The 20,612-nt window shown below is 69.9% G+C and carries 14 protein-coding genes; 1 reads left to right on the forward strand and 13 read right to left on the reverse strand.

Features of this window, described 5'->3' with window-relative positions:
- Positions 1-51: 51 nt before the first annotated feature.
- From PIQ37_RS00630 to ligA, 7 genes are all read right to left on the reverse strand, one after another.
- Entirely contained in the window at positions 52-2,487 is a 2,436-nt protein-coding gene (locus tag PIQ37_RS00630; protein WP_342071966.1) for a membrane-bound PQQ-dependent dehydrogenase, glucose/quinate/shikimate family, read from the reverse strand.
- Between the two features lie 291 nt (positions 2,488-2,778).
- Positions 2,779-5,595 (reverse strand): DNA gyrase subunit A, encoded by a 2,817-nt coding sequence (gene gyrA, locus PIQ37_RS00635; RefSeq protein WP_342071967.1) that lies wholly within the window; start codon positions 5,593-5,595, stop codon positions 2,779-2,781.
- Between the two features lie 211 nt (positions 5,596-5,806).
- A complete protein-coding gene (gene mtnA / locus PIQ37_RS00640) occupies positions 5,807-6,871 on the reverse strand; it encodes an S-methyl-5-thioribose-1-phosphate isomerase (protein ID WP_342071968.1) in 1,065 nt (354 codons plus the stop codon).
- Between the two features lie 61 nt (positions 6,872-6,932).
- Entirely contained in the window at positions 6,933-7,640 is a 708-nt protein-coding gene (locus PIQ37_RS00645; protein WP_407136315.1) for a DUF3011 domain-containing protein, read from the reverse strand.
- A gap of 136 nt (positions 7,641-7,776) precedes the next feature.
- The gene (epmA, locus tag PIQ37_RS00650; protein ID WP_342071969.1) at positions 7,777-8,727 is read right to left on the reverse strand and encodes an EF-P lysine aminoacylase EpmA; all 951 of its coding nucleotides are present in this window, start codon (positions 8,725-8,727) and stop codon (positions 7,777-7,779) included.
- Positions 8,727-9,212 carry a GNAT family N-acetyltransferase gene (locus PIQ37_RS00655; RefSeq protein ID WP_342071970.1) on the reverse strand — a complete coding sequence of 162 codons (486 nt, stop codon included), beginning with the start codon at positions 9,210-9,212 and terminating at the stop codon, positions 8,727-8,729. The genes epmA and PIQ37_RS00655 overlap by 1 nt, the downstream gene beginning before the upstream one ends.
- Positions 9,209-11,725 carry an NAD-dependent DNA ligase LigA gene (ligA, locus tag PIQ37_RS00660; protein ID WP_342071971.1) on the reverse strand — a complete coding sequence of 839 codons (2,517 nt, stop codon included), beginning with the start codon at positions 11,723-11,725 and terminating at the stop codon, positions 9,209-9,211. The genes PIQ37_RS00655 and ligA overlap by 4 nt, the downstream gene beginning before the upstream one ends.
- A gap of 505 nt (positions 11,726-12,230) precedes the next feature.
- Between ligA and PIQ37_RS00665 the strand changes: the two genes are divergently transcribed.
- Positions 12,231-13,361 carry a pyridoxal phosphate-dependent aminotransferase gene (locus tag PIQ37_RS00665; protein WP_342071972.1) on the forward strand — a complete coding sequence of 377 codons (1,131 nt, stop codon included), beginning with the start codon at positions 12,231-12,233 and terminating at the stop codon, positions 13,359-13,361.
- A 358-nt stretch (positions 13,362-13,719) separates the two neighbouring features.
- Here PIQ37_RS00665 and zipA read toward each other — a convergent pair whose 3' ends face one another.
- The 6 genes from zipA to PIQ37_RS00695 all read right to left on the reverse strand — a co-directional run bounded on the left by zipA (position 13,720) and on the right by PIQ37_RS00695 (position 20,495).
- Entirely contained in the window at positions 13,720-14,457 is a 738-nt protein-coding gene (gene zipA, locus PIQ37_RS00670; RefSeq protein WP_152182579.1) for a cell division protein ZipA, read from the reverse strand.
- 114 nt (positions 14,458-14,571) lie between these two features.
- Positions 14,572-18,075, reverse strand: a complete 3,504-nt coding sequence (gene smc / locus PIQ37_RS00675; RefSeq protein ID WP_342071973.1) for a chromosome segregation protein SMC — start codon at positions 18,073-18,075, stop codon at positions 14,572-14,574.
- Between the two features lie 331 nt (positions 18,076-18,406).
- On the reverse strand, positions 18,407-18,856 hold the full coding sequence (gene rplI / locus PIQ37_RS00680) for a 50S ribosomal protein L9 (protein WP_342071974.1): 450 nt from the start codon (positions 18,854-18,856) through the stop codon (positions 18,407-18,409).
- Positions 18,857-19,048: 192 nt separating this feature from the next.
- Positions 19,049-19,279, reverse strand: coding sequence for a 30S ribosomal protein S18 (rpsR, locus tag PIQ37_RS00685; protein ID WP_002804494.1), 231 nt, complete (start codon positions 19,277-19,279; stop codon positions 19,049-19,051).
- A gap of 11 nt (positions 19,280-19,290) precedes the next feature.
- A complete protein-coding gene (gene rpsF / locus PIQ37_RS00690) occupies positions 19,291-19,725 on the reverse strand; it encodes a 30S ribosomal protein S6 (protein WP_010342529.1) in 435 nt (144 codons plus the stop codon).
- A gap of 422 nt (positions 19,726-20,147) precedes the next feature.
- Entirely contained in the window at positions 20,148-20,495 is a 348-nt protein-coding gene (locus PIQ37_RS00695) for a HesB/IscA family protein (RefSeq protein WP_342071975.1), read from the reverse strand.
- Between the last annotated feature and the right edge of the window lie 117 nt (positions 20,496-20,612).

Raw genomic sequence — 20,612 nt, forward strand, 5'->3', positions numbered from 1 at the left:
CCGCGTCCCGCCGCCGCGAAGCCGCATCGCGACCCGCAGCGGCAGCCCGCATCACCCTGCCGGCGGCAGCGCGTAGGCGATCACGTCGTCGCCGCGCTTGGTCTCCATGAAATGATGGCCAGCGGCGACGATGACCAGATACTCGCGACCGTCGACCGCATACACCATGGGCGTGGCCTGGCCGCCGGCCGGCAGCTTGGCCTGCCACAGGGTCTTGCCGCTGGCCAGATCGATCGCGCGGATCATGTCGTCGGTGGCCGCGGCGATGAAGATCAGGCCGCTGGCGCTGACCACCGCGCCGCCGTTGTTGGGCGTGCCGATCTCGATCGGCAATCCCGAGTGGATGCCGAACGGGCCATTGCCGCGCGCGCTGCCGAACGGACGGTCCCACAGGGTCTTGCCGCTGGCCAGGTCGATCGCACGGATGCCGCCGTAGGGCGGCTGCTTGCACAGCAGCCCGGTGAACGGCAGGCGCCAGCCGGCGTTGACGTTGATCGCGTACGGCGTGCCCGCCTGCGGATCGCCCGCGCCCTCGGCACCGCCGCTGTCGCCGCGCACCTGGTCGCGCGGCGCCCAGCCCAACTTGTCGGCCTTGGCCCGCGGCACCAGCCGGTTGTAGTTGGGCATGTCGTTATAGTTGGCGACGATCACCCCGCGCTGCGGGTCCACCGCCACGCTGCCCCAGTCAGAGCCGCCGTTGTAGCCGGGATACTCGATCGAATGGCGATCGGCCTCGGGCGGCGTGTAGATACCCTTGTAGCTGGCGCTGCGGAACTGGATGCGGCACACCAGCTGATCGATCGGGGTCATGCCCCACATGTCGCGCTCGGTCAGGTCGCGCTTGCGCAGCGAGTGATACAGCGAGAACGGCTGGGTCCTGGCGCGGCGCTGCGGTTCCACGCCGCCGCCGGGCACCGCACGTTCCTCGACCCCGACCAGCGGCTTGCCGGTGCGCCGGTCGAGCACGTACAGCTCGCCCTGCTTGCTCGGCAGCAGCACCGCCGGCACGGTCGTGCCGTCGTGCGGGAAATCCAGCAACGTCGGCTGCGAACCCAGGTCGTAGTCCCACACGTCGATGTGGGTGGTCTGGAAGTTCCACACCGGCTTGCCGGTGGCGACGTCCAGCGCGACCAGCGAGGTCGCGTAGCGATCCTCCTGCGGGGTGCGCGAACTGCTCCAGTAATCGGCCGAGGAATTGCCCATCGGCAGGTACACGTAGCCGAGCCGTTCATCGCCGGCGGCGCTGGTCCACATGTTCGGCGTGCCGCGGGTCCAGGTCTGCCCCGGCGGCGGCGCGCCGGTCCAGTCCGGATGGGTCATGTCCCAGGCCCAGCGCAGCGCGCCGGTGACCGCGTCGAAGCCCTGGATCACGCCGGACGGTTCGTAGCGCATCTGTCCATCCAGCACCTGGTGGCCGGTGACGACCACGCCGCGCACGATGGTCGGCGGCGAATTGATCGACACATAGCCGGGCGGCGTGGAACCCATGCCGACGGTGATGTCGACCTGGCCGTGCTGGCCGAAGTCCTCGCAGGGCTTGCCGTCGGCGGCATCGACCGCGATCAGGCGCCCGTCCAGCGTGCCTTCGATGATGCGATGGCGGCACGCGGTCGACGCCGTCGCCTCGGCCTCGGCCTCGGGCACCGCGTAATAGCTGACGCCGCGGCAGGCGGCGGTGTACGGGATCGCCTTGTCGGCCACCTTGGGATCGTAGCGCCAGCGCTCGCGGCCGCTGCGCGCATCCAGCGCGATCAGTTGGTTGCGCGCACTGCACAGATACAGGCTGTCGCCGATCTTCAACGGCGTGGTTTCCGCACCCCAGCGCTTGTCCGGCAAGTCGCCGGTGCGGAAGGTCCAGGCGGTGCGCAACTGCGCCACGTTGCCCGGGGCGATCTGCCGCAGCGGCGTGTAGCGGCTGCCGGCATTGTCGCGACCGTAGGCGGCCCAGTCGGCATCGGCGGGCGCGTCGGCCGGCTGCGCGCCGGTGCGCGGGGTCGCCAGCGCCGCGGCCATGCCGGCCGCATGCGCCAGCGTGCCGTCGGCCTCGGTCACGCCGTACGGCAGGAACGCCAGCGCGAACGCGCCGACGAACACCAGCGCCAGCACTGCGGCGAGCGTGCGCGACAGCGTGCGCGAGAATGGCCGGTCCAGCCGCGGCAGGAGTAGCGCCAACAGCAGCGCCAGGAACACCATCAGGCCCATGCGCGGCACCCAGCGCCAGTAGTCGGCGCCCGACTCCCATGCCGCCCACAACAGCGAGAGCAGGAAGGTCGCCGCAAACCACAGCGCACCATTGCGCCGCGCGCGCCACAGCTGCACGCCGGAGATCGTCAGGCCGAGGCCGGCGACCAGGTAGTACCAGGAGCCGCCTATCGCCAGCAGCCAGGCGCCACCGATCGCCAGCACCACGCCGATCAGCACGCAGGCGCCGCCGAGCAGGCGCAGCGGCCAGCCGCCGCGACGCTGCGTTCGTTCGAATTCGTTCATTGCCACTCCTTGCAGGACACGGCCACGCGGAACATCCGCCGTGGCAGCGGCGCATGCGCGCCGCGCATCCTTATCCCAAGCGGCCGGTGAATGCCGCGCGTTTCCTGCTGACACACGCTGACACGCAACCTTGTCGTCCCCGTGATCCAACGTCGACCTGGGCATCACGCGGCCTGTGTCGTCGAGAGCGACGACGACCCGACGGCATGTGCATCCGCATCGTCGCGGTGGCCATCCCTAAAAACGACGACGCCGGCACAAGGCCGGCGTCGTCGTTCGCTCAGGAGCGGATCACTCCTGTGGTGGTGCCGCCTCGCCAGCGCCTTCGGCGACGCCGTCCTCGCCCGGCAGCACGTCCTCCTCGACCAGCGAGCCATCCAGGCGTTCGACCGCCTGCAGCTTCTCGCCCTTGGACAGGCGGATCAGGGTCACGCCCTGGGTATTGCGGCCGACGCGGGAGATTTCCGAGGCGCGGGTCCGCACCAGCGTACCGCCGTCGGAGATCAGCAGCACTTCGTCGCGGGTGCTCAGCAGCACCGCACCGACCAACTTGCCGTTGCGCTCGCTGGTCTGGATGCCGATGACGCCCTGGGTGCCGCGGCCCTTGCGCGGATACTCGCCCAGCGGGGTGCGCTTGCCGTAGCCGTTCTCGGTCGCGGTGAGGATGTAGGCATCGGCCTCGTCGCCGTTGCGCGCCTCGGCATCGACCTCGGTGTCCGCTGCGGCGTCGACGTCCTCGGCGTCCTCGTCCTGGCCCACGGCCGGCTCGGCCACGATCAGGCTGACCACGTACTCGCTCTTGGCCAGGCGGATGCCGCGCACGCCGCGGCTGCTGCGCCCGGTCGGCTTGACACCGCCGCGGCTCTTGCGACGCGCGCCACGGGCGTCGTCGCCCTCCTCGCCCGCGGCCTCGTCGTCGGCCACGGCGCCGTCGTCGGCACCGGCCTCGTCGACGACCGCATCATCGGCCTCGTCGTCCTTGGGCCGTTCGGAGAAGCGCACGGTCTTGCCGTTTGAGGCGAACAGCAGCACGTCGCGCTCGCCGTCGGTGAGTGCCACGCCGACCAGGGCGTCGCCCTCGTCCAGATTGATCGCGATCTTGCCGATCTTGCGCTGGAACGCGAACTCGCTAAGCGGGGTCTTCTTGACCATGCCGTTGCGGGTGGCGAAGAACACGTAGCGGCCCTCGGCGTACTCGCGCACCGGCAGCACCGCCTGCACGCGCTCGCCGTTCTCCAGCGGAATCCAGTTGACGATCGGGCGGCCGCGCGCGTTCGGCCCGGCCTCGGGCAACTGGTGCACGGGCAGCCAGAACACCTTGCCGCTGCTGGTGAAGGTCAGCAGCGTGTCGTGGGTGTTGACCAGCCACAGCTGATCGATGAAATCCTCTTCCTTGGTCGCCGCCGCGCTGCGGCCGCGACCGCCGCGGCGCTGCGCGCGGTAGGCGCTGACCGGCTGGCGCTTGGCGTAGCCGGCATGCGACAGGGTCACCACCACGTCTTCCGGCGCGATCAGGTCGAGGATGTCCAGATCCTCTTCGCTGTGGCGGATCTCGGTACGGCGCGCATCGCCGTATTCCTCGCGGATGTTGACCAGTTCCTCGCGGATCACCTGCAGCAGCACGTCCGGGTTTTCCAGGATGCGGATCAGCCCGGCGATGGCGTCCAGCAGCTGCTTGTATTCCTCGGTCAGGCGCTCCTGCTCCAGGCCAGTCAGGCGGTGCAGGCGCATTTCCAGGATCTGCGTGGCCTGCACTTCGGTCAGCTGGTAGCCGCCGCCGACCAGGCCGACGCCGCTGGGCAGGTCTTCCGGGCGCGAGGCCTCGGCGCCGGCCGCATTGAGCAGCGCACCGACCAGGCCCGGCTGCCAGGTCTTGGCCAGCATGCGCTCGCGCGCTTCGTTCGGATTCGCCGAGGTCTTGATCAGCTCGATCATCTCGTCGATGTTGGCGAGCGCGACGGTCAGGCCTTCGAGGATGTGCGCGCGGGCGCGCGCCTTGCGCAGTTCGAAGATGGTGCGGCGGGTGACCACTTCGCGGCGGTGGCGGACGAACGCCTCCAGCATCTGCTTGAGGTTCATCAACTGCGGGCGGCCGTCGACCAGCGCCACCATGTTGATGCCGAACACCGACTCCATCTGGGTCTGCTGGTACAGGTTGTTCAGCACCACGTCGGCGGCTTCGCCGCGCTTGACCTCGATGTAGATGCGCATGCCGTCCTTGTCGGACTCGTCGCGCAGCTCACTGATGCCTTCGAGCTTCTTTTCCTTGACCAGCTCGGCGATCTTCTCGATCAGCCGCGCCTTGTTGACCTGGTACGGGATCTCGGTGACCACGATCGCTTCGCGGCCGTTGTCCTGGATCTCGATCTCGGCCTTGGCGCGCATGCGCACGCGGCCGCGGCCGGTGCGGTAGCCGGCGACGATGCCGGTGGTGCCGTTGATGATGCCGGCGGTCGGGAAATCCGGGCCGGGAATGTGCTCCATCAACCCGTCGACGTCGATCTGCGGGTTGTCGATCAGCGCCAGGCAGGCGTTGATCGACTCGGTCAGGTTGTGCGGCGGGATGTTGGTGGCCATGCCCACCGCGATACCGGCCGAGCCGTTGACCAGCAGGCTCGGGAAGCGCGTCGGCATCACCGACGGTTCCTGTTCCTTCTCGTCGTAGTTGGGCTGGAAATCGACGGTTTCCTTGTCGATGTCGGCCATCATCTCGTGCGCGAGCCGCGACATGCGCGCCTCGGTGTAACGCATCGCCGCCGCGGAGTCGCCGTCGACCGAACCGAAGTTACCCTGCCCGTCCACCATCAGGTAGCGCAGCGAGAACGGCTGCGCCATGCGCACCAGCGTGTCGTACACCGACTGGTCGCCGTGCGGGTGGTACTTACCGATGACGTCGCCGACGATACGCGCCGACTTGTAGTAGGGCTTGTTGCTGTGCGCGCCCAACTCGTTCATCGCGAACAACACGCGGCGATGCACCGGCTTGAGGCCGTCGCGCGCATCCGGGAGGGCACGCCCCACGATCACGCTCATGGCGTAATCGAGGTAGCTCTTGCGCATCTCGTCTTCCAGGTTGACCTGGATGATTTCCTTGGCGGATTCTGCCATTCGGGTTCCGTAAGTCTGGTGGCGGATCGACCACCACGCGGGCCCGCGACAGGCGGGTCCGCCGCGGCCGCACGCCTAGGGCGCACGGCGGTCGATCGAACCGCCGGATTCTAGCATGACGGGCGCCCGATTGCCCGGTTTTTGCCGGCGCGAACAAGCACTTGCGCGCCATCGGCAGCCTCTGCCGGGCGCGGCGGCGCCCCCCTGGAACTCAGCCGCCGAAGGCGGCGCGCATGCGTGCCGGGTCCGGCTGCTCGATCACCCCGCGCTCGGTGACGATGGCATCGATCAGCGCCGCCGGGGTCACGTCGAACACCGGGTTCCAGGCGGCGATGCCGTCGGCCACGGTGCGCGTGCCGCCGACGCCGAACAGTTCGCCCGGGTCGCGCTGCTCGATCTCGATCTGCGCGCCGTCGGCGGTGTCCATGTCCACGGTGGACGACGGCGCCACCACCATGAATTTGACGCCGTGATGGCGCGCGGCGATCGCCAGCTGGTAGGTGCCGATCTTGTTGGCGGTGTCGCCATTGGCGCAGATGCGGTCGGCGCCGACGATCACCCACTGCACCGCCCCGGTCTTCATCAGGTGCGAAGCCGCCGAATCGGCGATCAGGGTCGCATCGATGCCGTCCTGCTGCAGTTCCCACACGGTCAGCCGCGCGCCCTGCAGCCAGGGCCGGGTCTCGCCAGCGAACACCTTGGCGATGCGCTGCTGGGCGACGCCGGCGCGGATCACGCCCAGCGCGGTGCCGAAGCCGGCGGTGGCCAGCGAGCCGGTGTTGCAATGGGTCAGCACGCCGCTGCCCGGCACGATCAGGCCGGCACCGAGCGCGCCCATGTGCCGGTTGGCGGCCAGGTCCTCTTCGGCGATCGCCTGCGCCTCGCGCTCCAGCACGGACTGCCAGTCGCTGCCGGCCGCGCCCAGCGCGCCGCGCATGCGCGCCAGCGCCCAGGCCAGGTTGACCGCGGTCGGGCGCGCGGCATTGAGCCGCTGCAGGGCCGGCTCCAGCTTCAGCAGCGCCTCGGCGCCGTCCTCGGCCTGCACCTCGCGTGCGGCCAGCACCGTGCCCCAGCCGGCAGCGATGCCGATCGCCGGCGCGCCGCGCACGGCCAGGGCGTGGATCGCCGCGGCGACCTGGTCGCTGTCGGTGCAGCGCACGTGTTCGACCGCGAACGGCAGCTTGCGCTGGTCCAGCAGCTCCAGCGCGTCGCCGGTCCACAGGATCGGGCGGATATGGTCGTAGCGGGCGTAATCGATATCGAGGGCGGCGTTCATCGCGCCATTGTAAACGCCGGCGATTGCGGATTGAGGACGGCGCGCCACCGCGCCGGCGTGCTCAGTTGACGCCGAACTCGGCGCGGCATCCCTTGTCGACCCAGATGCCGTCGCGGTCCCAGCCCCAGCTGTCGTCCTGCACGCAGGGCGCGCCGGACAATTGTCGGCGCAGTTCGACACGCTCCTGCACGCTGACGCCGCAGCGGCGCCGCGCCTTGCCCTTGGATTCGCACAGCACCGGCCGCGGGCCGGCGGGAAAGCCGGAGCCATCGGCGGCGCCGATCTCGAACTCGCCGCGGCAACCGCGCGCGACCCAGATCTCGTTGCGGCGCACGCCCCAACTGCGCTCCTCGCGGCACGGCACCGACGACAGTTGCCGCATCAGCCGCACCGGCGCCCCGCGCAGCATCACCGGGCAGCTTTCGAGGCGTCCGTCGGACTCGCAGCGCAACACGCGGCGCATCGCGCTGCGCGGCGCTTCAACCGGATTCGGACGGAACTCGGCGCGACAGCCCAGGGTCACCCACACGCCGGTGGCGTCGGAGCCCCACTCGCTGCCGCGGATGCAGTCGTTGTCGGAGAGCTGCCGCACCAGTTGCACCCCCTGGTCGGTGGGCATCGGGCAGTGCACCCAGGTCATGTCGCGCGACTCGCAGCGCACCACCGCGGCGTCGTACGCGTCGGCGGTCTGCGCCGGCGATGGCATCGGCCACGCGCTTGCCGCCAATCCCAGCCAACACCAGCCACCGAGCCCGTACGCCCACTTCATGCTTGGCTCTGCCCCTATGCCTAGAACCTGAACAACGAAGACCTGCTGGCGCGCAGCGTGCGCTTGCCGTGCCCGATCAAACCATCATCGGTGTGGACAACGCAACAACGCGCCGCGGCGATTCGTGACGGCCCGTTCAGGCATGCGCGAAATCGTAGGCGAGCACCTCGCCGATCTGCGCAGTGCCGCGCATCGCCATCAGCAGCCGGTCCACGCCGACCGCGACGCCGGCGCAATCGGGCAAGGCAGGCAATGCCTGCAGCAGGTGTTCGTCCAGCGGCGGCAGCACTGCGCCGCGCGCCTGGCGCAGCGCATGGTCGCGCAGGAAGCGCCGGCGCTGCTCGGCCGCATCGTTGAGCTCGTGGTAGCCATTGGCCAGTTCGTAGCCGCCCAGGTACAGCTCGAAGCGCTCGGCCACCGGCGGATCGCCATCGCGAATGCGCGCCAGCGCGCACTGGCTGGCCGGCCAGTCGTGGACCACGGTGAGGCGGTCGGCCGGGAACCCCGGCTGCAGGCAGTGGGTCATCAGCAGGTCCAGCCAGTCGTCGCGGCCCAGACCGTCGCCATCGATGCGGATATCGCGTAGCGGCTGCTGCAGCGCCTCCAATGGCGCAGTGAATGGATCCAGGCCCAGCCCCTGCTGAAACAGCTCGCGGTAGCTGAGCACCTGCAGCGTGGCGCTGCGTTCGACCAGGGCCAGCGCGGTGCGCACCAACTCCACGGTCTCCTCGATCAACTGCCCGTGATCCCAGCCGACCCGGTACCACTCGAGCATGGTGAACTCGGGATTGTGACGGCCGCCGGCCTCGCCGTTGCGGAACACCCGCCCCAGTTCGTAGCAGTCGCCGATGCCGGCGGCGAGCAGCCGCTTCAGCGGGTACTCGGGCGAGGTGCGCAGCCAACGCAGCGCCGGACCGGCGTCGACGTGGCCGCTGAAACGGGTCTGGAAGCTGTCGATGTTCGGCTCGGTGTTGCCGGCCGCCGACAGCATCGGCGTCTCCACTTCCAGCACGCCGCGCGCGGCGAAGAAGCCGCGGATAGCGGCATTGAGCCGGGCGCGCAACTGGAGAGTTGCCAGTAGGTCCATCAGCGCGCCGTGTCGAGCCGGCGGCTCAGTTGGTCGCGCGCGTCGTCGCGGTAGCCCAGGCCCAGGTACAGGCGCTTGGCGGCGGCGTTGTGGTGATTGACCTCCATCCGCAGCACGTCCACGCCCAGCGCGCGGGCGCGCGCCTCGACCAGCGCCACCGCGCGCCGACCCCAGCCGCGGCCGCGTGCGGCCGGGCCCAGGTACAACTCGTCGAGCAGCAGATAGCGCCCGCCCAGTTCGACGCTGAAACAGGCGGTGATCAGCGCATAGCCGACCACCGCGCCGTCCGGCGCCAGCCACAGCAGCGCCTCGCCCAGTGCCGGCTGCGTCAGCAGCGCCTGCAGGCCGCGCGCTACGCGCTCGGCATCGAAGGCGATACCGTCTTCGGCGTAGAACGCCTGCAGCATCGCCAGCAGGGCCGGCTGATCGGCCGCGCCGGCAGTGCGCCAGCGCAGTTCCTCCTGCGTGGTGCCAAGCGCACTCATGCGCCCTGCCCCTGCGACTGCAGGAACGCCAGCAACTGCGCCTCGTCCCACACCGCCACGCCCAACTCCTGCGCCTTGTCGAGCTTGGAGCCGGCGGCCTCGCCGGCGACCACGAAGGCGGTCTTCTTCGACACGCTGCCGGCGACCTTGGCGCCCAGCGCCTCCAGTTGCGCCTTGGCCTCGTCGCGGGTCAGCGCGGTCAGGGTGCCGGTCAACACCACGGTCTGCCCATCCAGCGGGCCGGCGCGACGCTGCGTCTGCGCCGGCGCGGCATCGAGCAGGCGTTGCATCGCCGCCTCGGCGTCCAACAGCGCCTGCTTCTGTGCCGGATCGGCCAGATACGCGGCCAGGTTGGCGGCACCGGCCGTGGACAGGCCCGCCCCGGTCCAGCCGCTTTCGTTGGCGCGCAGCAGCGCGTCGAGGGTGCCGTAGGTGGCGGCCAGACGCTGCGCACTCTTGCCGCCGAGCTTGTCCACCGGCAGCGTGCCGAGCAGATGCGCCAGATCCAGGCGCTCGCGCAGTTCCGCCGGCGGCTTGCCCTCGTCGGAGAAGCCGATACCGGCATCGATCAGCGCATCGACCACCGCGGCGTTGCCGGGCTGCTCGAAGAAGGTCGCGATCGAGCGCGCCACTTCGCCGCCGATGTCCGGCAAGGCCTGCAGCAGCACCGCCGGGGTGCTGCGCACGAACGCCAGCGAGCCCAGCCAGTAGGCCAGCGCCTTGGCCGTGGTTTCGCCCAGGTGCGGAATGCCCAGCGCGAACAGGAAGCGCGGCAGCGTGGTGGCGCGGCTGGCGTCGATGCCGGCGACCAGGTTCTCGGCCCACTTGGTCGCCAGCTTGCCGCTCAGGTCCACCGACAGGTGCGCGCGCAGGAAGTCGGCGCGCCGCCACGACGTGGTCTCGTCCTCCAACGCGGCGCGTCCGGCCGCGTCCAGCGCCAGCGCGCCCTTGCTGTCCTCCACCGCCTGCAGCAGGTCGGCGGCGGTGGCCGCGTCCAGCGCGGCCTTCATCCGCACCAGGTCCTCCACGCTCAACGCGTACAGGTCGGCCAGCGACTGCACGAAACCGAACTCGACCAGGGCATCGGCCTGGCGCTCGCCCAGGCCTTCGATGTCCAGCGCGCGGCGCGAGGCGAAGTGACGCAAGGCTTCCTTGCGCTGCGCGGCGCAGGCCAGGCCACCGCTGCAGCGCCAGGCCACCGCGTCCTCCTCCTTGACCAGTTCCGAGCCGCACACCGGACACGCCGCCGGCATCGTCCACGGCACGGTGCCGGGCGGACGCCGTTCCTCGATCACCCGCACGACCTCCGGGATCACGTCGCCGGCGCGGCGCACGATCACGGTATCGCCCTCGCGCACGTCCAGCCGCGCGATCTGGTCGGCGTTGTGCAAGGTGGCGTTGGTGACGGTGACGCCAGCGACCTGCACCGGCTCCAGCCGCGCCACCGGGGTGACCGCGCCGGTGCGGCCGATCTGCACCTCGATCGCACGCAGCACGGTGGACTGCTCCTGCGCCGGGAACTTGTGCGCCAGCGCCCAGCGCGGCGCGCGCGAGACGAAGCCCATCGCCTGTTGCTGGTCGTAGTCGTCGAGCTTGTAGACCACGCCGTCGATGTCGTACGGCAAGGTATCGCGGGCGGCGCCGATGCGGCGGAAATAGGCGATCAGGCCATCGAAGCCGGTGGCGGTGTCCGCCTCCGGGGCGACGGGGAAGCCGTAGTCGCGCAGCAGTTGCAGGGTCTGCGAGTGGGTTTCGGGCAGTTCCAGGCCGCGCACCTCGCCCACCGAGTAGGCGAAGAACGCCAGCGGCCGGCGCCGGGTGACCGCTGGATCGAGCTGGCGCAGCGAGCCGGCGGCGCCATTGCGCGGGTTGGCCAGCAGCTTCTCGTTGCGCTCCAGCGCCTGCGCGTTCCAGGCGGCGAAGGCGGCGCGCGGCATGTAGATCTCGCCGCGCACCTCCAGCACCGCCGGCGGCGGCGCGCCGAGGTCGCGCAGCTTCAGCGGCACCGAACGCACCTGGCGCAGGTTGGCGGTGACGTCCTCGCCGGTGCTGCCGTCGCCGCGGGTGGCGCCCTGCACGAACACGCCATCCTCGTAGCGCAGGCTGATCGCCAGGCCGTCCAGCTTCGGCTCCACCGAGAACACCGGCGCGGCCAAGTCCAGTTCGCGCTCGATGCGGCGCTCGAAATCGGCGACCTCGGCGAAGCGCGTGCGATCGTCGGCGTCCTCGGCCACGCCAGGCGTTTCGAAGGCATTGGCCAGCGACAGCATCGGGATCGCATGGCGCACTTCCGGGAAGCCGCCGTCCGGCCGCGCACCGACCTTGCGCGTCGGCGAGTCCGCGCTGGCCAGCTCCGGGTGCGCGGCTTCCAGCGCCTCCAGCTCGCGCATCAGCGCGTCGTACTCGGCATCGGGAATCGTATTGTCGTCGAGCACGTAGTAGCGGTGATTGGCGTCGTCGATGCGCTGGCGCAGGTCGGCGGCACGCTGCTGGGGATCGGGAGTTGCGGTCATGCGCAGCGGAAATGGGGGTAACGGAGAGGGGGGCGATAGTAGCTTGAAGGCGGGATTGGGGAGTCGGGATTGGGGATTGGCTTGACGGCTGGGATTGGCGATTTGGGATTGGGGATTCGCTTGACGGCCGAGATTGGCGATTCGGGAGTGGGGATTCGCTTGATGGCCGAGATTGGCGATTCGGGAGTGGGGATTCGCAAGAGCCCAAGCTCGGACTTCTCGCGTTGTTGGCGGTCGTACCCTCATCCGCCCCTGCGGGGCACCTTCTCCCAAGGGGAGAAGGGAGAAGCCAAAGCCCCTCTCCCGCCGGGAGAGGGGTTGGGGTGAGGGTACGGGGCGCGCAGCGCCATCGACGTCACCACCCGGCTTTTCCCAATCCCCAATCCTCAATCCCGGCCTCAAGCCCATCCCGAAATCCCAAATCCCGAATCCCGGCCCCTCACTCCCTTGCCCCACCATTAACACCTCGTTAACGTGACATCCCCCGCCCGCTCTGGAGAGCTACGTGTCGCTACCGGTCTCGCGCCGTTCCTTCCTGTCCCTGGCTACCTCCGGTCTGGCGCTCGGCGCCGTGGGCCTGGCGCCCGTCGCCGAGGCGGCGCGGCGCAAGGCCGCCGACACTGCAGCGGCAACACCTGGCGTAGTGCCAGCAACCGGCACGGTGTACCTGAACTTCAACGAATGCCCGCTGGGCCCTTCGCCCGCGGCGCTGGCCGCGGCACAGGCGATCCTGCCGCGCAGCGGCCGCTACCTGTTCGAGCTGTCCGACGAGCTGAGCGCCGCCTTCGTCGGCCAGCAGCGCCTGCCGGCCGACCACGTCGCCGTGTATCCGGGCTCCAGCGAGCCGCTCGCGCGCGCCGCGCGCGCCTTCACCTCGCCGCGCGCCGGCGTGGTGGTGGCCGATCCGACCTTCGAGGCGGTGGCCGATGTGGCCGCCGCGCACGGCGCGCCGGTACGGCGGGTGCCGCTGCGCGCCGACGGCGCGCACGACGTCAAGGCCATGGCCAGCGCCGATCCGAATGCCGGCCTGATCTACCTGTGCAATCCCAATAACCCGACCGGCTCGATCACCAAGCGCGCCGACATCGAATGGCTGCTGGCCAACAAGCCGGCCTCCAGCGTGCTGCTGGTCGACGAGGCCTACCTGCACTACAGCGACGAGCCGTCGGTGATCGACCTGATCGGCCAGCGCCAGGACCTGCTGGTGCTGCGCACCTTCTCCAAGCTGTACGGCATGGCCGGGCTGCGCCTGGGCCTGGCAGTGGCCGCGCCGGGGCTGCAGACCAGGCTGGCCACGTTCGGCCAGAATCCGGTGTCGGTGCCTGCGCTGGCCGCCGGCATCGCCAGCCTGCAGGACCTGCAACTGGTGCCGACCCGCCGCGCCGAGAACGCGCGCATCCGCGACGCCACCATCGCCTGGCTGCAGAGCAAGGGCTACAAGTGCCTGCCGTCGCAGGCCAACTGCTTCATGGTCGACGTCAAGCGCGACGGCGCCGCGTTCGCCGCGGCGATGGCCAAGCAAGGCGTGATCGTCGGCCGCAGCTGGCCGATCTGGCCGAAACTGGTGCGCGTCACCGTCGGCACGGAGGCGGAGATGCTGCGGTTTCGGGAGGCGTTTGGGAAGGCGCGCAAATAGCGCGCGCCTGGGATTGGGGAGTCGGGATTGGGGATTCGTAAAAGCGGGGCTGCGGCGTCGCTGAAGCTTGGCTGGTTTTGCTCTGGCCTTCTCGTTCCCCATCAACACGATTCGCTAGTTCTGGCGCCAGCGCGCCAGGAGTGGGGAGCAGGAATTCGGAGATGAGAATTGGGGATTCGCGAGAGCCAAAGTCAGGCTTCTGGCGTCGGCGGCGGTCGTACCCTCATCCGCCCCTTCGGGGCACCTTCTCCCGAAGGGAGAAGGGAAAGGCACGCGGGGGAACCAGCACCAGGAACTCGCTTTTACGAATCCCCAATCCCGACTATCCAATCCCGGCGCCGCGCCACCGGCGCGGCGCTCACCAGCGCGGCGCCTTCGTCAATGGCGGCGCCTGGTGCTGGCGGTCGTAGGCGCGCAGGTCGTCGCGAATGTGGGCGATGCGCTGGCGTCCGAGGGCATTGCGGCTGTCGTCCAGGACCACGCCGTCGAGCAGTTCGCCCATGCGCTGCACGGTCGGCAGCATCTTCTCCCAGGCATCGAGCGCGGTCAGCGGCGCCGGCAGGGTCAGGAAGAAGGCGATCGCCGGGGTCTCCATCTCACGGATGTGCGCCATGTCGAAGCTGCCCGGCTTCATGATGCTGGCCATGCTGAAGATCGGGCCGCGCTCGGGATGCCCTTCCACCAGGCGGTGGAACACGTTCATGTGGCCGAAGGTCAGGCCGGTCTTCTCCGCGGCCACCACGATGTCCTCGCCGCGCAGTACCTGACCGGCGCGGGCGGCGACGTACAGCGAGACGATCTTGTCGAAATCCTGGCTCGGCCGCTTGCCGAGGTCGGCGCCGGGCGCCTCCGCCGCAGGCAGGCCCAGGTCGGGCTGGTGTGCTTCGCCGTCCGCGCCGGGCGCGACCAGCGCGTCATCGCCGGCGGCCGGGGCGGCGTCGCCCAGCGAGGGTTCGCGGCGCGGCGCGGCCGGATCGGCCGGCTCCACGCGCCGGCCCTGGCTCGGTTTCTTCGGGCGGCCGAACAGGAAGATCGCCGCAATCAACAGCAAGCCGGCGGCGAGGATGCCGATGCGTAGCATTGCCATGTCGGACATTCAGGGGTTACTCCGGCAAGGGTACACAGGGGGAAAACAACTGCTGGGTGCGCATCGGGTCCGCCAACGCGGGAACCAGGCCTCGACGCGCATCACGTCCTTTAGCATGTCACGTCAGGCCGCGCCCGCCAAACGCGCGGCCTCCTCGAGGTCCACGCTGACCAGGCGGCTGACGCCGGGCTCGCGCATGGTGACGCCACTGAGCTGATGCGCCGCCTCCATCGTCGCCTTGTTGTGGCTGACGAACAGGAACTGCACTTTCTCGCTCATTTCCTTGACCATCGCCGCCAGGCGGCCGACGTTGGCCTCGTCCAGCGGCGCGTCCACCTCGTCGAGCAGGCAGAACGGCGCCGGGTTGAGCTGGAAGATCGCGAACACCAGGGCAACCGCGGTCATCGCCTTCTCGCCACCGGACAGCAGCGAGATGCTGGACACGCGCTTGCCCGGGGGCCGCGCCATGATCGCCACGCCGGTGTCCAGCAGGTCCTCGCCGGTCAGCTCCAGGTAGGCGTGGCCGCCGCCGAACAGGCGCGGATACAGCGCCTGCACGCCGGAGTTGACCCGGTCGAAGGTGTCCTTGAAGCGGCCGCGGGTCTCGCGGTCGATCTTGCGGATGGCGTCTTCCAGGGTCTCCAGCGCGGTGTTCAGGTCGACGTCCTGCGCTTCCAGGTACTCGGCGCGCTGCGCGGCCTCGCCGTACTCGCTGATCGCCGCCAGGTTGACCGGCTCCAGCCGGCGCATGCGCCCATCGATCTGCTGCACCGCCTGCTCCCATTCGGCCGGGTCGGCGTGTTCGGGCAGGCCGTTGATCACGTCTTCGAGCACGAAGCCGGCCTTGACCACCGCCGCCGACAGCTGCTCGGCGCTGAGCACCAGCGCCTGCTGGTCGAGCCGGCGCTGGGCGATGCGTTCGCGCTGGGCCAGTGCCTGTTCGTCGCGCTGCTGGCGGGTCTGCTCGAGCGCGCGCAATTCGTTGTCGATGCCGTCCAGCAGCGCGCGCGCCTCGCCGAGCGCGCGGTCGGTGCGCACGCGCTCGCTCAGCGCGGCCTGGTGTTCGGCCTCCAGCGCCAGCACCGGCGAGTCGCCCTCGTTCAGTTGTGCGCTGAGTTCGCCCAGGCGCGCGTCCAGCTGTCCGCGCTGGTTGCCCATGCGCTCCAGCGCCTGGCTCAGCGAGGCGATCTGGGTGCGCTGCGATTCCAGGGTCAGCGCCAGGGCGTGCGAGGCCTCGCGCACCCGCCGCGCGGCGTCGCGGGCCAGGTCGCGGGCCTCGGTCAGCTGGCGGCGCTCGCTTTCCAGCGCATGCCGCACCGACTCCAGGTCGCCCATGCTGGTGACCGCGTCTTCCAGCTTGGAACGCGCCTCGCGCGCCTGCTCGCGGCTGCTGTCCAGGGTTTCCAGCAGTTGCGCGACCTCCAGCTCGATGCGCTCGATGCGGGTGCGAGCGGCGTCGACCTTGCCCTGCTGGCTCTGCAACTGCCCGGCCAGTTCCGACACGCTGCGGTGCGCCTGGTACAGCTGGCGCTGCGCGTCCTCGCGCTGCTGCTCGCCGGCCAGCAACTGCGCGCGCATCTCGCCGAGGCGGTGTTCGAGGTCGGCCTCGCGCTCCTGCAAGGTCTCGATCTGGCCGCGCAGGCTCTGGATCTCGCGCTCACGCAGCAGTGCGCCCTGCTTGGCCGCGCCGGAGCGCGACACCCGCAGCCAACCCTGGCCCAGGCGCGCGCCATCGCGGGTGACGATGGAATCGCCCTCGCCCAGTTGCGGCAGCAGCGCCCGTGCCGCAGTCAAATCCTCGGCCGCGTGCAGCCGCGCCAGCAGCCGGCGGATCGCGATCGGCCCCTGCACCTTGGCCGCGAGCGAGGTCGGCGCGAAGGTCTCGGCCGCCTCGGCGCCGCTGACCAGGGCGATGCGGCCTTCGCCGAGTTCGCCAAGGGCGTCGACCAGGGTTTCCGGCGCCTCCACCAGCACGCCTTCGATCAACTGCCCGAGCGCGCCTTCGACCGCGTTCTCCCAGCCGCTCTCCACGCTGAGCCGCTCGCCGACGCGCGCCGCCGAATCCAGCCCGCGCGCCTGCAGCCAGGCCACCGCCGCACCCTGCTCCTGGCCGAGCGCGGCCTGCTGCAGGGTCTCCAGCGACGACAGCCGGCCCCGCGCGGCCTGCGCCTGCTTGCGCACGTCGGCCAGTTCGGCCTGGGCGGTGCGCTGCTGGTCCTGCAGCGCCGCGACCGCCTGCTTGCGCGCCTCGACCTGCTCGTTCAGGCCGTCCAGCGCGGCGCGCTGGGTCTCGTGCTGCAGTTCCAGTTGCGCGAACGCCTCGGCCAGCGCGTCCAGGTCCAGCCCGGCGCGCTCTGCCACCAGCGCCTCGCGGCGGCGCTCGGCCTCCAGCGACTGCCGGTCCAGGTAATCGACGCGGGTGCGCTCCACTTCGCCGGCGCGCGAGGCTTCGGCGGTATTGCGCTGGTGCGATTCCCAGCGCTGCTGCCAGTCGGCCAGGCGTGCCTCGGCCTCGCGCAGCGCTTCCTGCTTGTATTCGTTGTCCTCCTGCAGCTGCTCCAGCTGCGGGCCGGCCACGTCGACCGATTCGCGCAACAGCGCCAGCTTGGCCTCGTCGGTGCCGATGTGCTGGCCGAGTTCGGCCAGCGCCAGCTGCGCCTCGTCGCGCGCCTTGTGCAGGCGCTGCGACAGGTCGCGCTGGTGCTGGATCTGCTGTTCGATCCGGGCCAGCGTGCTGCCGACCTTGTAGACCTCGGCCTGCGCGGTGCTCAGCGCTTCGGCGGCCTCCTCGCGACGCACGCGGCCGGTCTCGATGCGCGCCTCGGCATCGCGCTGCTCGGCGATCAGCTGCTGCAGGCGGGTCTCTTCCTGGCCCAGCGCCTCGCGCAGGCCCTGCAGGCGCCCGTCCAGGCCGCGGTATTCCAGCGCCTTCCACTGCGCGTCCTTGATCCGCCGCTCTTCCTGCAGCGCCTGGTACTGCTCGGCCTGCCGCGCCTGCCGCTTGAGGTGCTCGAGCTGCTTGCCGATCTCCTCGCGCAGGTCGCCCAGGCGCTCCAGGTTCTCGCGGGTGTGGCGGATGCGGGTCTCGGTCTCCTTGCGCCGCTCCTTGTACTTGGAGATGCCGGCGGCCTCTTCCAGGTACACGCGCAGGTCTTCCGGGCGCGCCTCGATGATCTGGCTGATCATGCCCTGCTCGATGATCGAGTAGCTGCGCGGGCCCAGGCCGGTGCCCAGGAACAGATCGGTGATGTCGCGGCGCCGGCACTTGGTGCCGTTGAGGTAATAGCTGCTGCTGCCGTCGCGGCTGACCTGGCGCTTGACCGAGATCTCGTTGAACGAGGCGTACTCGCCGGCGATGGTGTGGTCGGTGTTGTCGAAGATCAGCTCCACCGTGGCCTGCGACACCGGCTTGCGCGCCGAGGACCCGGAGAAGATCACGTCGGTCAGCGAATCGCCGCGCAGCCGGCTGGCCGAGCTTTCGCCCATCACCCAGCGCACCGCGTCGATGATGTTCGACTTGCCGCAGCCGTTCGGACCGACGATGCCGGTCATGTTGGTCGGCAGGTGCAGCGTGGTCGGATCGACGAAGGACTTGAAGCCGGACAGCTTGATGGTCGACAGGCGCATGGTGCGGGCAATCCATGGCAGACGCCGCCGGCATTCCGAGCTGCGCTGCCGCTAATGAAGATCCAGGTGAGGTCCTGCGTCCAACCCATTGATGCGGCTACACCGCCGGGCCGACATCGGACACGAGTCGCTGAGTATAGCGGCCCCCGCGCGGCACTGGGGCGGCCTGCGCCGGGCGGCGGTGATGCGACGGCGGTCGCACTCGCAGCCGACGGGTCTTGCGCCGGCCGCGCCCGACCAGGGCCGCATGGCCCGCCGAGGGCGGCGCCGGTCGGCAAAAACGACACGGGCACCTTGCGGTGCCCGTGTCGGTACAGCGATGACGCAGGGATCAGGCGTCGGCTTCGACCACGACCTTGACCGTGGTTTCCACGTCGGCGTGCAGGCGCACCAGCACCTCGTACTCGCCGATGTTGCGGAACGCGCCTTCGCCCAGCACCACTTCGCCCTTCTCCAGCGGCATGCCGGCGGCGGTGAAGGCCTCGGCGATGTCGCGGGGGCCGACCGAGCCGTACAGCTTGCCTTCGGTCGACGCGTTGGCCTTGACGGTCACGCTGGCGGCTTCCAGCTTGGCGGCGCGGGCTTCGGCGTCGTCGTGGATCGACTTGGCCTTGGCTTCGTACTCGGCGCGCTTGGCTTCGAACTCGGCGATGTTGGCGGCGGTGGCCGGCACGGCCTTGCCCTGCGGCACCAGGTAGTTGCGGCCATAGCCCGGCTTGACGTCGACCTTGTCGCCGAGGCCGCCCAGGTTGGTCACTTTCTGCAGAAGAATCAGTTGCATGGTCTTGCTCCGTTATTCGTTAGCGTCGGCACGCGGCCGCCGCAACGGGTGCTGTCCGAATAGGAGAAGCCGGGATTGGGGATTGGCGAGTCGGGATTGCGCCCGACCGACACCGCACTTTTCTAATCGCCAGACTTCGCTTGAATGCCCGCACCGGAGGGTGCGGGCCGTATCGCTCCGGGAGACCCGGAATTAGACGTCGTGGTTGTCCGTGTACGGGATCAGCGCCAGGAAACGCGCGCGCTTGACCGCCGTGGCCAGCTGACGCTGGTACTTGGACTTGGTGCCGGTCACGCGGCTCGGCACGATCTTGCCGTTCTCGGTGAGGTACTGGCGCAGGGTGTTGAGATCCTTGTAGTCGATCTCCTTGACGCCCTCGGCGGTGAACTTGCAGAACTTGCGACGACGGAAGAACTTGGACATGAGCGTGCTCCTTAGGCGGCTTCGGCGGCGTCGCCGTCGGTTTCGGTGGCGGCGGCGGGCGCATCGCCCTCTTCGTCGTCGCGACGACGGCGCTCACCGCGCTCGGGCTTGTCGGCCTTCTCGTCCTTGCTCTTCATGATCAGCGACTGCTCGGTGTCGGCGCCGTCGCGCTTGATCACCAGGTGGCGCAGCACGGCGTCGTTGAAGCGGAAGCTCTCGACCAGCTCGCTCAGCACGGCCTGGTCCACTTCGATGTTCAGCATGACGTAGTGGGCCTTCACCAGGTTCTGGATCGGGTACGCCAGCTGGCGGCGGCCCCAGTCTTCCAGACGGTGGATGGTGCCCTTGCCGTTCTCGACCAGCGACTTGTAGCGCTCGATCATGGCCGGGACCTGCTCGCTCTGATCCGGGTGGACCAGGAACACGATTTCGTAATGACGACTCATGGTGTTTACCTTTCGGATGTGGCCTTGCGGCCGGACAGCCCCCCGCGGTGCGACGGCGGTGGGGCAAGGACTCCTGCCGGGAAGGCAGGAAGCCGCACATTATGGCGCAGAAGTGCCGCTGCGGACAAGGTGCCGTGGCGGGCCGCCGGGTGATGTCCTGACTCGATGACGCCGGGACCCGGGACCCGGGGCCCGGAATAGCGAGACCGACCAGCGACTGCGGGCCATCGCCGGCGCAGCAGAACGGCCCCTCGTAGCGCCAGGCGCGGGGTCCGCCTCAGCAATCGCAGACGCCGTGTTCCTGCGCGAAGCACAGCGCTTAGGCATGTGGTGATGGAGGAACTCAGGCAGTGGCATGCGAAAACCGGACCGCCCCCCCCCGCGTCCTCCACAAGGAGGCCGCGCCGCCGCAGCGGCGACGCTCAGGCCGTGCCGGCGTGCGCGGCGTCGGTGGTGAAGCTCTCGCCGCAGCCGCACTCGGCGGTGGCATTCGGGTTGCGGAACACGAAGGTCTCGCCCAGGCCCTGCTTGGCGAAGTCGATCTCGGTGCCGTCCACCAGCGGCAGGCTGGTGGCATCGACATAGATGCGCACGCCGTCCTGCTCGAACACCGCGTCGTCCGGACGCGCCTCGCGCGCCAGGTCGGTGACGTGGCCCCACCCCGAACAGCCGGTGCGCTCCACGCCGAAACGCAAGCCCAGCGCGCCAGGCGTCTGCGCGACGAAGCGCTGCACGCGGGCGTGGGCGACGGGGGTGAGACGGATGGCCATGACGAACGACTCCGGCGACTGCGAGCGGACATTATAGGAAGGTTGGCGACCGATCGCCGCCACGCCTCGCAAGCGCTGCGCTCCAGCCAGTACACTTGCCCCTTCCATATCGAGTCG

The sequence above is a fragment of the Xanthomonas protegens genome, assembly GCF_038442435.1.
Taxonomy (GTDB): domain Bacteria; phylum Pseudomonadota; class Gammaproteobacteria; order Xanthomonadales; family Xanthomonadaceae; genus Xanthomonas_A; species Xanthomonas_A sontii.